Origin of the sequence: Escherichia sp. HH091_1A, assembly GCF_030295175.1 — a bacterium.
Lineage (GTDB): Bacteria > Pseudomonadota > Gammaproteobacteria > Enterobacterales > Enterobacteriaceae > Escherichia > Escherichia coli_F.
Genome location: NZ_AP025747.1, coordinates 4,903,298 through 4,916,173, shown reverse-complemented (window position 1 = coordinate 4,916,173; position 12,876 = coordinate 4,903,298). Strand labels below are relative to the sequence as shown.

Here is a 12,876-nt window from a genome sequence, read left to right as displayed (position 1 = left end):
ATCAGGAGCAGTGAATTGCCGGATAAGACGCGCAAATCGTCGCATCAGGCGTTGATTGCCGGATGCGGCGTGAACGTCTTATCCAGCCTACGGTCAGCAACGGTTGTAGGCCTAATAAGACGCGCAAGCGTCGCATCAGGCATCGTGCACCGATTGCCGGATGCGGCGTGAACGCGTTATCCGGCCTACAATCAGCAACGTGTATCAGTTGCTTAGAACTGCGATTCTTCGGTGGAGCCGGTCAGCGCGGTGACTGAAGACGTGCCGCCCTGAATAATGGTCGTCACTTTATCGAAATAACCTGTACCCACTTCCTGCTGGTGAGATACGAAGGTGTAGCCATCTTTCGCGGCGGCAAATTCCGGTTGCTGCACTTTTTCAACATAGTGCTTCATACCTTCGCCCTGGGCATAGGCGTTTGCCAGGTCGAACATGTTAAACCACATGCTGTGGATGCCTGCCAGGGTGATGAACTGGAACTTGTAGCCCATATCCGACAGCTGCTGCTGGAAGCTGGCAATAGTTTTGTCGTCGAGATTTTTCTGCCAGTTGAAGGACGGCGAGCAGTTATAAGCCAGCAGTTTGCCTGGATATTTCGCGTGGATAGCTTGTGCAAAGCGACGCGCCAGTTCCAGATCCGGCGTAGAGGTTTCACACCAAACCAGGTCAGCATATGGCGCATACGCCAGGCCACGGCTGATTGCTTGCTCAATGCCTGCATGAGTACGGAAGAAGCCTTCGTTGGTGCGCTCGCCGGTAATAAATTCGCTGTCATACGGGTCGCAATCGGAGGTGATCAAATCCGCCGCATCAGCATCGGTACGTGCAACCAGCAGGGTTGGAACGCCCGTAACGTCGGCAGCCAGACGCGCCGCAACCAGTTTCTGGATTGCTTCCTGAGTTGGCACCAGTACTTTACCGCCCATATGACCGCATTTCTTCACTGATGCCAGCTGATCTTCGAAGTGAACTGCCGCTGCACCGGCTTCAATCATCGCTTTCATCAGTTCAAAGGCATTCAGGACACCGCCAAAACCGGCTTCCGCATCGGCAACGATCGGCAGGAAGTAATCGACATAGCGCGGATCGCCCGGCTCAATGCCCGCGGACCATTGGATCTGATCCGCACGGCGGAAGGTGTTGTTGATCCGCTCCACCACAGCTGGCACCGAGTTTGCCGGATAGAGCGACTGATCCGGATACATGCTGGCCGCCAGGTTAGCGTCCGCCGCTACCTGCCATCCCGACAGATAGACTGCTTCAATACCCGCTTTCGCCTGTTGCAGCGCCTGACCGCCAGTCAGTGCACCGAGGCTGTTGATGTAGCCTTTTTTCGACTCGCCATGCAGCAGACGCCACATTTTCGCCGCGCCCAGTTGCGCCAGCGTGCATTCAGGATTGACTGAACCGCGTAATTTCACCACATCTTCCGCGCTGTATGGGCGAGTAATGCCTTCCCAACGCGGTTGAGTCCACTCTTTCTGTAATTCTTCAATTTGTTGTGTACGGGTTTTCATGTGCAGATGCTCCATAGTTATGTGGTGGTTTACGCTAACAGGCGGTAGCCTGGCAGGGTCAGGAAATCAATTAACTCATCGGAAGTGGTGATCTGTTCCATCAAGCGTGCGGCATCGTCAAAACGCCCCTGGGAGAAACGTTCTTCGCCCAGTTCGCTGGCAATGACTTTCATCTCTTCGCCCAGCATCTGGCGGAACAAGGCTTTGGTCACCGGTTTGCCATTACTCAACGTTTTTTGGTGATGGATCCACTGCCAGATGGAGGTACGGGAAATTTCAGCCGTCGCCGCATCTTCCATCAGGCCATAAATCGGCACGCAGCCGTTGCCGGAGATCCATGCTTCGATGTACTGCACAGCCACGCGAATGTTGGCGCGCATACCTTCTTCGGTGCGTTCACCATCACAAGGTGCCAGCAGCTGATCGGCAGTAATCGGCGCGTCTTGTTCGCGCATCACTTCAAGCTGATTTTTACGGGAGCCGAGAATGTCGTTGAATACCGCCATTGCCGTATCCGCAAGGCCCGGGTGGGCAATCCATGTGCCATCGTGACCGTTATTGGCTTCCAGCGATTTATCCGCTTTTACTTTGTTGAGCACCTGGTTATTGCGCTCTTCATCTTTGCTCGGAATAAACGCTGCCATGCCGCCCATCGCAAATGCGCCGCGTTTATGGCAGGTTTTGATTAACAGGCGTGAATAGGCATTAAGGAACGGTTTATCCATCGTCACAGCCTGTCTGTCTGGCAGGACGCGATCGGGATAGTTTTTCAACGTTTTGATATAGCTGAAGATGTAATCCCAACGACCGCAGTTCAGACCAACAATATGGTCACGCAGCGCGTGAAGGATTTCATCCATCTGGAACACGGCGGGCAGCGTTTCAATCAGCAACGTCGCCTTGATGGTGCCGCGCGCCAGATTAAAGCGATCTTCTGCATAGCTGAAGACTTCGCTCCACCAGGCCGCTTCCTGCCAGGACTGGGTTTTTGGCAGATAGAAATAGGGGCCACTGCCTTTTGCCAGTAAGGCCTGGTAGTTGTGAAAGAAGTAGAGCGCAAAATCAAACAGGCTGCCAGGGATTGCCTCACCACGCCAGGTGACATGTTTTTCCGGCAAGTGCAGACCGCGTACCCGACAAATCAACACCGCTGGATTGGGCTTGAGCTGGTAAATTTTGCCTGCTTCATTGGTGTAACTGATGGTGCCATTAACTGCATCGCGCAGGTTAATTTGCCCATCGATCACTTTGTTCCAGTCCGGGGCCAGTGAATCCTCAAAATCGGCCATAAAGACTTTCACATTGGCGTTGAGCGCGTTGATCACCATCTTGCGCTCTACGGGTCCGGTAATCTCTACCCGACGATCTTCTAAGTCCGCAGGAATACCACGAATTTTCCAGTCAACATCACGAATGGAAGCTGTTTCCGAAATAAAATCAGGCAATGTTCCGTTATCGATATCCTGCTGCTGCTGAATGCGCGCTGCCAGAAGTTTATTGCGTTGTGGCGTAAAATGCGTCACCAGCTCAGTCAGAAACTCTACCGCTTCGGCAGTAAGAATTTGCTTCTCCTGCTCGCCATACGGCCTTGTGAAAACCAGTTCATCGGTTGTTGTTGCCTGTTCAGTCATCGTGCTGCTCCTCGTCATGGATCCGAAAACTTCCCCACTGTGAACGAAGGATCGTTGTGCGCTTTTCGTTCAGCACAACTAAGACTACTCATTTAAAATGCAAAATCAAAAACAATTTCCATTTAAATTAAAAATACTTAATAACTTATTGATAACAATATAAATAAAATTTGTTCACCTACTAAGGTGCGTTTCGGAAATAAAAAAGGCACCCGAAGGTGCCTGAGGTAAGGTGCTGAATCGCTTAACGATCGACTATCACAGATGATTAATCCAGCGTTGGATTCATGTGCCGTAGATCGTATGGCGTGATCTGGTAGACGTAATAGTTGAGCCAGTTGGTAAACAGCAAATTACCGTGACTACGCCAGCTCGCTCGCGGTGTATTTTGCGGATCATTATGCGGGAAATAGTTATACGGTACATCCGGGTCTAGTCCGGCTTCCACATCGCGGAAAAATTCCTGCGCCAGCGTTTGCGCATCATATTCGGGATGGCCCGTCACAAAGGCAATGCGCTTATCTTTGCTGGCAAACAGATAGGCATCCCCTTCTTCTGTCTCCGCCAGAATTTCCAGATCGGTGTAATCACGAATCAACGCTGCCGGAAAGTCAGCATAGCGCGAATGCGGTGCCAGGAATGAATCATCAAAGCCACGCGTCAGAAGCGCATGAGGATGGAGAATATGATGCTCGTAAACGCCAGATAGTTTGTCGGTGCGGGTTTGCTTAGGAATGCCGTAGAGGATATTGAGCGCGGCCTGGACCGCCCAACAGACAAACAGCGTTGAGGTGACGTGATCTTTCGACCACTCCAGCACCTGTTTGATCTGCGGCCAGTAAGCGACGTCATTAAACTCCACCAGTCCCAGCGGCGCGCCGGTAACTATCAGACCGTCAAAGTTTTGTTCCTGAATATCTTCAAAGTTACAGTAGAAGTTATTCAGATGCTCTGCGGGCGTGTTGCGCGATTCACGGGAATCGATGCGCAACAGCTGAATATCGACCTGCAAAGGTGAGTTTGAAAGCAGGCGCAAAAACTGATTTTCAGTTTCGATCTTCTTCGGCATCAGGTTAAGGATAAGCACCTTTAGCGGACGAATTTCCTGACCAGACGCGCGAGAAGTTGTCATCACAAAGACGTTTTCTTCACGCAAGAAATTGACGGCGGGTAGCTCGTCCGGCACACGAATCGGCATAACCTGATTACCTCACTACATACGCTTATACGTTTAGACATCCAGATAGCTGAAGATAACCAGAAAATTTGCCAATGTCGAGCCTGCATGTTGAAGGTGAGAAAGTTTCAAGGAAAAGGCTACGTTAGAATATAAGAATGACGAAAAGGAGAGAAAATGGTTATTAGTATTCGCCGCTCACGGCATGAGGAAGGGGAAGAACTGGTTGCGATTTGGTGCCGTTCTGTCGATGCCACTCACGATTTTTTATCAGCAGAGTATCGGGCCGAGCTGGAAGAGCTGGTACGTTCCTTCCTGCCGGAAGCGCCGTTGTGGGTCGCGGTTAATGAGCGGGATCGGCCGGTTGGGTTTATGTTGTTAAGTGGGCAGCATATGGATGCGCTGTTTATCGATCCTGATGTGCGCGGCTGCGGCGTGGGTCGGATGCTGGTGGAACATGCGCTCTCGATGGCACCGGAACTGACAACCAATGTTAATGAGCAAAATGCCCGGGCGGTAGGGTTCTATAAGAAGTTGGGATTTAAGGTTACGGGACGCTCTGAGGTGGACGATTTGGGGAAACCGTATCCGTTGCTGAATCTGGCGTATGTGGAGGCGTAGGCATTTTTTTTCTCATCCCGGTGAGCTGAACTTCAGGTTTCGTACCCACCAATGGTGACATGATTATTTCTGCTTAAGCATTGCCATGACCGCACTATCACTGAGCACCACTGATTGCGCATGGATGTGGAAATGGCGATATTTCATTAACGTTGCACCAGCGACCACTTCATGAAGAATGCGTTCCTCAACCTGTGACAAACCGCCCTCATTCATTTCCAGCGCGCTCACAACAATATCCATACGTTTTGCTGGCAAAAAAGAGTACCAGGGTGAACGTGGGTGGAGTTGCAAAACAAGATCTTGCAGAACTTTTTCTGCAACAAAGAAATTGGCGATTAACAGGCGCTGGTTACTGAAGGCAGCCTCTCCTGACACTTCACGTTTGCTTTCAAGATCGCGAACAGTAATTTGATTACGACGAATTTGGATATACAGAACTGACATGAGATTCCCTTCATCATGCAAATAATTGATATGCAAAAAACCCCGGCCTTATGGACCGGGGTTTTTCTAATTTGATGCCTGGCAGTTCCCTACTCTCGCATGGGGAGACCCCACACTACCATCGGCGCTACGGCGTTTCACTTCTGAGTTCGGCATGGGGTCAGGTGGGACCACCGCGCTACGGCCGCCAGGCAAATTCCTGTGCTCTGTCCTGTGTCTTTTGTGCTGATACTGCGTTGGCTGCATTCGCGAAAATCAGTCACATACTTCAGTATGCTCCTTCCTTCGCTTCATTTGCCGCCTTGTCTCAGCGCAAAATCCTTCGGACTCTGGATCCAAGCTGAAATTCTCTCAATCCGCCAAAACATCTTCGGCGTTGTAAGGTTAAGCCTCACGGTTCATTAGTACCGGTTAGCTCAACGCATCGCTGCGCTTACACACCCGGCCTATCAACGTCGTCGTCTTCAACGTTCCTTCAGGACCCTTAAAGGGTCAGGGAGAACTCATCTCGGGGCAAGTTTCGTGCTTAGATGCTTTCAGCACTTATCTCTTCCGCATTTAGCTACCGGGCAGTGCCATTGGCATGACAACCCGAACACCAGTGATGCGTCCACTCCGGTCCTCTCGTACTAGGAGCAGCCCCCCTCAGTTCTCCAGCGCCCACGGCAGATAGGGACCGAACTGTCTCACGACGTTCTAAACCCAGCTCGCGTACCACTTTAAATGGCGAACAGCCATACCCTTGGGACCTACTTCAGCCCCAGGATGTGATGAGCCGACATCGAGGTGCCAAACACCGCCGTCGATATGAACTCTTGGGCGGTATCAGCCTGTTATCCCCGGAGTACCTTTTATCCGTTGAGCGATGGCCCTTCCATTCAGAACCACCGGATCACTATGACCTGCTTTCGCACCTGCTCGCGCCGTCACGCTCGCAGTCAAGCTGGCTTATGCCATTGCACTAACCTCCTGATGTCCGACCAGGATTAGCCAACCTTCGTGCTCCTCCGTTACTCTTTAGGAGGAGACCGCCCCAGTCAAACTACCCACCAGACACTGTCCGCAACCCGGATTACGGGCCAACGTTAGAACATCAAACATTAAAGGGTGGTATTTCAAGGTCGGCTCCATGCAGACTGGCGTCCACACTTCAAAGCCTCCCACCTATCCTACACATCAAGGCTCAATGTTCAGTGTCAAGCTATAGTAAAGGTTCACGGGGTCTTTCCGTCTTGCCGCGGGTACACTGCATCTTCACAGCGAGTTCAATTTCACTGAGTCTCGGGTGGAGACAGCCTGGCCATCATTACGCCATTCGTGCAGGTCGGAACTTACCCGACAAGGAATTTCGCTACCTTAGGACCGTTATAGTTACGGCCGCCGTTTACCGGGGCTTCGATCAAGAGCTTCGCGTTACCGCTAACCCCATCAATTAACCTTCCGGCACCGGGCAGGCGTCACACCGTATACGTCCACTTTCGTGTTTGCACAGTGCTGTGTTTTTAATAAACAGTTGCAGCCAGCTGGTATCTTCGACTGATTTCAGCTCCACGAGCAAGTCGCTTCACCTACATATCAGCGTGCCTTCTCCCGAAGTTACGGCACCATTTTGCCTAGTTCCTTCACCCGAGTTCTCTCAAGCGCCTTGGTATTCTCTACCTGACCACCTGTGTCGGTTTGGGGTACGATTCGATGTTACCTGATGCTTAGAGGCTTTTCCTGGAAGCAGGGCATTTGTTGCTTCAGCACCGTAGTGCCTCGTCATCACGCCTCAGCCTTGATTTTCCGGATTTGCCTGGAAAACCAGCCTACACGCTTAAACCGGGACAACCGTCGCCCGGCCAACATAGCCTTCTCCGTCCCCCCTTCGCAGTAACACCAAGTACAGGAATATTAACCTGTTTCCCATCGACTACGCCTTTCGGCCTCGCCTTAGGGGTCGACTCACCCTGCCCCGATTAACGTTGGACAGGAACCCTTGGTCTTCCGGCGAGCGGGCTTTTCACCCGCTTTATCGTTACTTATGTCAGCATTCGCACTTCTGATACCTCCAGCATACCTCACAGTACACCTTCGCAGGCTTACAGAACGCTCCCCTACCCAACAACGCATAAGCGTCGCTGCCGCAGCTTCGGTGCATGGTTTAGCCCCGTTACATCTTCCGCGCAGGCCGACTCGACCAGTGAGCTATTACGCTTTCTTTAAATGATGGCTGCTTCTAAGCCAACATCCTGGCTGTCTGGGCCTTCCCACATCGTTTCCCACTTAACCATGACTTTGGGACCTTAGCTGGCGGTCTGGGTTGTTTCCCTCTTCACGACGGACGTTAGCACCCGCCGTGTGTCTCCCGTGATAACATTCTCCGGTATTCGCAGTTTGCATCGGGTTGGTAAGTCGGGATGACCCCCTTGCCGAAACAGTGCTCTACCCCCGGAGATGAATTCACGAGGCGCTACCTAAATAGCTTTCGGGGAGAACCAGCTATCTCCCGGTTTGATTGGCCTTTCACCCCCAGCCACAAGTCATCCGCTAATTTTTCAACATTAGTCGGTTCGGTCCTCCAGTTAGTGTTACCCAACCTTCAACCTGCCCATGGCTAGATCACCGGGTTTCGGGTCTATACCCTGCAACTTAACGCCCAGTTAAGACTCGGTTTCCCTTCGGCTCCCCTATTCGGTTAACCTTGCTACAGAATATAAGTCGCTGACCCATTATACAAAAGGTACGCAGTCACCCCATAAAGAGGCTCCCACTGCTTGTACGTACACGGTTTCAGGTTCTTTTTCACTCCCCTCGCCGGGGTTCTTTTCGCCTTTCCCTCACGGTACTGGTTCACTATCGGTCAGTCAGGAGTATTTAGCCTTGGAGGATGGTCCCCCCATATTCAGACAGGATACCACGTGTCCCGCCCTACTCATCGAGCTCACAATATGTGCATTTTTGTGTACGGGGCTGTCACCCTGTATCGCGCGCCTTTCCAGACGCTTCCACTAACACACACACTGATTCAGGCTCTGGGCTCCTCCCCGTTCGCTCGCCGCTACTGGGGGAATCTCGGTTGATTTCTTTTCCTCGGGGTACTTAGATGTTTCAGTTCCCCCGGTTCGCCTCATTAACCTATGGATTCAGTTAATGATAGTGTGACGAATCACACTGGGTTTCCCCATTCGGAAATCGCCGGTTATAACGGTTCATATCACCTTACCGACGCTTATCGCAGATTAGCACGTCCTTCATCGCCTCTGACTGCCAGGGCATCCACCGTGTACGCTTAGTCGCTTAACCTCACAACCCGAAAATGTTTCTTTCGATTCATCATCGTGTTGCGAAAATTTGAGAGACTCACGAACAACTCTCGTTGTTCAGTGTTTCAATTTTCAGCTTGATCCAGATTTTTAAAGAGCAAATATCTTAAACATGACTCGTAAGTCATCTTTAACGATATTAAGGTCGGCGACTTTCACTCACAAACCAGCAAGTGGCGTCCCCTAGGGGATTCGAACCCCTGTTACCGCCGTGAAAGGGCGGTGTCCTGGGCCTCTAGACGAAGGGGACACGAAAATTGCTTATCACGCGCTGCGTGATATTTTCGTGTAGGGTGAGCTTTCATTAATAGAAAGCGAACGGCCTTATTCTCTTCAGCCTCACTCCCAACGCGTAAACGCCTTGCTATTCACTTTTCATCAGACAATCTGTGTGAGCACTGCAAAGTACAGTTCTTTAAGGTAAGGAGGTGATCCAACCGCAGGTTCCCCTACGGTTACCTTGTTACGACTTCACCCCAGTCATGAATCACAAAGTGGTAAGCGCCCTCCCGAAGGTTAAGCTACCTACTTCTTTTGCAACCCACTCCCATGGTGTGACGGGCGGTGTGTACAAGGCCCGGGAACGTATTCACCGTGGCATTCTGATCCACGATTACTAGCGATTCCGACTTCATGGAGTCGAGTTGCAGACTCCAATCCGGACTACGACGCACTTTATGAGGTCCGCTTGCTCTCGCGAGGTCGCTTCTCTTTGTATGCGCCATTGTAGCACGTGTGTAGCCCTGGTCGTAAGGGCCATGATGACTTGACGTCATCCCCACCTTCCTCCAGTTTATCACTGGCAGTCTCCTTTGAGTTCCCGGCCGGACCGCTGGCAACAAAGGATAAGGGTTGCGCTCGTTGCGGGACTTAACCCAACATTTCACAACACGAGCTGACGACAGCCATGCAGCACCTGTCTCACGGTTCCCGAAGGCACATTCTCATCTCTGAAAACTTCCGTGGATGTCAAGACCAGGTAAGGTTCTTCGCGTTGCATCGAATTAAACCACATGCTCCACCGCTTGTGCGGGCCCCCGTCAATTCATTTGAGTTTTAACCTTGCGGCCGTACTCCCCAGGCGGTCGACTTAACGCGTTAGCTCCGGAAGCCACGCCTCAAGGGCACAACCTCCAAGTCGACATCGTTTACGGCGTGGACTACCAGGGTATCTAATCCTGTTTGCTCCCCACGCTTTCGCACCTGAGCGTCAGTCTTCGTCCAGGGGGCCGCCTTCGCCACCGGTATTCCTCCAGATCTCTACGCATTTCACCGCTACACCTGGAATTCTACCCCCCTCTACGAGACTCAAGCTTGCCAGTATCAGATGCAGTTCCCAGGTTGAGCCCGGGGATTTCACATCTGACTTAACAAACCGCCTGCGTGCGCTTTACGCCCAGTAATTCCGATTAACGCTTGCACCCTCCGTATTACCGCGGCTGCTGGCACGGAGTTAGCCGGTGCTTCTTCTGCGGGTAACGTCAATGAGCAAAGGTATTAACTTTACTCCCTTCCTCCCCGCTGAAAGTACTTTACAACCCGAAGGCCTTCTTCATACACGCGGCATGGCTGCATCAGGCTTGCGCCCATTGTGCAATATTCCCCACTGCTGCCTCCCGTAGGAGTCTGGACCGTGTCTCAGTTCCAGTGTGGCTGGTCATCCTCTCAGACCAGCTAGGGATCGTCGCCTAGGTGAGCCGTTACCCCACCTACTAGCTAATCCCATCTGGGCACATCCGATGGCAAGAGGCCCGAAGGTCCCCCTCTTTGGTCTTGCGACGTTATGCGGTATTAGCTACCGTTTCCAGTAGTTATCCCCCTCCATCAGGCAGTTTCCCAGACATTACTCACCCGTCCGCCACTCGTCAGCAAAGCAGCAAGCTGCTTCCTGTTACCGTTCGACTTGCATGTGTTAGGCCTGCCGCCAGCGTTCAATCTGAGCCATGATCAAACTCTTCAATTTAAAAGTTTGATGCTCAAAGAATTAAACTTCGTAATGAATTACGTGTTCACTCTTGAGACTTGGTATTCATTTTTCGTCTTGCGACGTTAAGAATCCGTATCTTCGAGTGCCCACACAGATTGTCTGATAAATTGTTAAAGAGCAGTTGCGACGCGGCTTTCAGCTCACTGTCGCGAGGTGGCGTATATTACGCTTTCCTCTTTCAGAGTCAACCCTGAATTTCAGGATTTTTCTCTTCAACCGAACCGGCTGTTTGTGTGAAGTGATTCACATCCGCCGTGTCGATGGAGGCGCATTATAGGGAGTTCTCCGCAGGCCGCAATAGAAAAATTGCAGAAAAATGACTGACTGCTGCATTCCCCAGCAAAACCCCGCTTTATACCTTTTTATGCACAGAGTTATCCACAATCATCAATGTAATTTCTGTATTTTTCCCACGGTAAACACTGTCAAAATTGTGATCACCATTGAAAGAGAAAAATTCGCGAGCGTTGCGCAAACGTTTTCGTTACAATGCGGGCGAAAAATAAGGATGCCCCGTTAGGGGCGTTAGCTGAGTTTTTCGCGAAAAATTCAGCTAACGCTCTCTGTAATAGTCAAATCCAGGGGATTTACCATGCAACAACGTCGTCCAGTCCGCCGCGCTCTGCTCAGTGTTTCTGACAAAGCCGGTATCGTCGAATTCGCCCAGGCACTTTCCGCACGCGGTGTGGAGCTGCTGTCTACAGGGGGCACTGCCCGTCTGTTAGCAGAAAAGGGTCTGCCGGTAACCGAAGTTTCCGATTACACCGGTTTCCCGGAGATGATGGATGGACGCGTGAAGACCCTGCATCCAAAAGTGCATGGTGGCATTCTGGGCCGTCGCGGCCAGGACGATGCCATTATGGAAGAACATCAGATCCAACCTATCGATATGGTAGTTGTTAACCTCTATCCGTTCGCCCAGACCGTTGCCCGTGAAGGCTGCTCGCTGGAAGATGCGGTTGAGAACATCGATATCGGTGGTCCAACGATGGTGCGCTCCGCCGCCAAGAACCATAAAGATGTCGCAATCGTGGTGAAGAGCAGCGACTACGACGCCATTATTAAAGAGATGGATGCCAACGAAGCATCGCTGACGCTTGCAACCCGTTTCGATCTCGCTATCAAAGCCTTTGAACATACCGCCGCCTACGACAGCATGATTGCCAACTACTTCGGCAGCATGGTCCCAGCCTATCACGGTGAAAGCAAAGAAGCCGCCGGTCGCTTCCCGCGTACGCTGAACCTGAACTTCATTAAGAAGCAGGATATGCGCTACGGCGAGAACAGCCACCAGCAGGCTGCCTTCTATATAGAAGAGAATGTGAAAGAAGCCTCCGTTGCCACCGCAACCCAGGTTCAGGGTAAAGCCCTCTCTTATAACAACATCGCCGATACCGATGCGGCGCTGGAGTGCGTGAAAGAGTTCGCCGAGCCGGCATGTGTGATTGTGAAGCACGCCAACCCTTGCGGTGTGGCTATCGGCAATTCCATTCTTGATGCTTACGATCGCGCGTATAAAACCGACCCCACCTCGGCGTTCGGCGGCATTATCGCCTTTAACCGCGAGCTGGATGCTGAAACCGCACAGGCCATCATTTCTCGTCAGTTTGTTGAAGTGATTATTGCGCCGTCCGCCAGCGAAGAAGCGTTGAAAATCACCGCCGCTAAACAGAACGTACGTGTCCTGACATGTGGTCAGTGGGCCGAGCGTGTTCCAGGCCTTGATTTCAAACGCGTGAACGGCGGTCTGCTGGTTCAGGATCGTGACCTGGGGATGGTTGGTGCAGAAGAACTGCGCGTCGTCACCAAACGTCAGCCGACCGAACAGGAGCTGCGTGATGCGCTGTTCTGCTGGAAGGTGGCGAAGTTCGTGAAATCTAACGCCATTGTCTACGCCAAAAACAATATGACCATCGGTATTGGCGCAGGCCAGATGAGCCGCGTGTACTCCGCGAAAATCGCCGGTATTAAAGCTGCCGATGAAGGCCTGGAAGTGAAAGGTTCGTCAATGGCTTCTGACGCATTCTTCCCGTTCCGCGACGGTATTGATGCCGCGGCCGCTGCGGGCGTGACCTGCGTAATCCAGCCTGGCGGTTCTATCCGTGATGACGAAGTGATTGCCGCCGCCGACGAGCACGGTATTGCGATGCTCTTCACCGACATGCGCCACTTCCGCCATTAATGGAGCGAC

Annotated in this window: 6 protein-coding genes, 1 tRNA gene and 3 rRNA genes; 2 read left to right on the top strand and 8 right to left on the bottom strand. The window is 51.9% G+C overall.

Annotation, left to right across the window (positions count from 1 at the left end; all coding sequences use genetic code 11):
• Positions 1 to 212: 212 nt before the first annotated feature.
• The 3 genes from aceA to metA all read right to left on the bottom strand — a co-directional run bounded on the left by aceA (position 213) and on the right by metA (position 4,346).
• A complete protein-coding gene (gene aceA, locus QUF14_RS24365) occupies positions 213 to 1,517 on the bottom strand; it encodes an isocitrate lyase (protein ID WP_000857849.1) in 1,305 nt (434 codons plus the stop codon).
• A 29-nt stretch (positions 1,518 to 1,546) separates the two neighbouring features.
• Entirely contained in the window at positions 1,547 to 3,148 is a 1,602-nt protein-coding gene (aceB, locus tag QUF14_RS24360) for a malate synthase A (protein ID WP_000138924.1), read from the bottom strand.
• Between the two features lie 268 nt (positions 3,149 to 3,416).
• Positions 3,417 to 4,346, bottom strand: a complete 930-nt coding sequence (gene metA, locus QUF14_RS24355) for a homoserine O-acetyltransferase MetA (RefSeq protein ID WP_001122782.1) — start codon at positions 4,344 to 4,346, stop codon at positions 3,417 to 3,419.
• A gap of 156 nt (positions 4,347 to 4,502) precedes the next feature.
• Here metA and QUF14_RS24350 point away from each other — a divergent pair, with 156 nt between their 5' ends.
• Positions 4,503 to 4,946: an acetyltransferase gene (locus QUF14_RS24350; RefSeq protein WP_000236983.1), complete on the top strand. Its 444-nt coding sequence runs from the start codon at positions 4,503 to 4,505 to the stop codon at positions 4,944 to 4,946.
• A 63-nt stretch (positions 4,947 to 5,009) separates the two neighbouring features.
• Here the strand turns inward: QUF14_RS24350 and QUF14_RS24345 are convergent, their stop codons facing one another.
• The 5 genes from QUF14_RS24345 to QUF14_RS24325 all read right to left on the bottom strand — a co-directional run bounded on the left by QUF14_RS24345 (position 5,010) and on the right by QUF14_RS24325 (position 10,661).
• Positions 5,010 to 5,393, bottom strand: a complete 384-nt coding sequence (locus QUF14_RS24345; protein ID WP_001353546.1) for a YjaA family stress response protein — start codon at positions 5,391 to 5,393, stop codon at positions 5,010 to 5,012.
• Between the two features lie 76 nt (positions 5,394 to 5,469).
• Positions 5,470 to 5,585 (bottom strand): 5S ribosomal RNA (gene rrf / locus QUF14_RS24340).
• A gap of 188 nt (positions 5,586 to 5,773) precedes the next feature.
• Positions 5,774 to 8,678, bottom strand: a 23S ribosomal RNA gene (locus QUF14_RS24335).
• Between the two features lie 194 nt (positions 8,679 to 8,872).
• Positions 8,873 to 8,948 (bottom strand) — tRNA-Glu (locus tag QUF14_RS24330).
• Positions 8,949 to 9,119: 171 nt separating this feature from the next.
• Positions 9,120 to 10,661, bottom strand: a 16S ribosomal RNA gene (locus tag QUF14_RS24325).
• The 16S, 23S and 5S rRNA genes sit together here with 1 tRNA gene alongside, the layout of an rRNA operon.
• A gap of 616 nt (positions 10,662 to 11,277) precedes the next feature.
• Between QUF14_RS24325 and purH the strand changes: the two genes are divergently transcribed.
• The gene (purH, locus tag QUF14_RS24320; protein ID WP_100733996.1) at positions 11,278 to 12,867 is read left to right on the top strand and encodes a bifunctional phosphoribosylaminoimidazolecarboxamide formyltransferase/IMP cyclohydrolase; all 1,590 of its coding nucleotides are present in this window, start codon (positions 11,278 to 11,280) and stop codon (positions 12,865 to 12,867) included.
• Positions 12,868 to 12,876 lie beyond the last annotated feature (9 nt).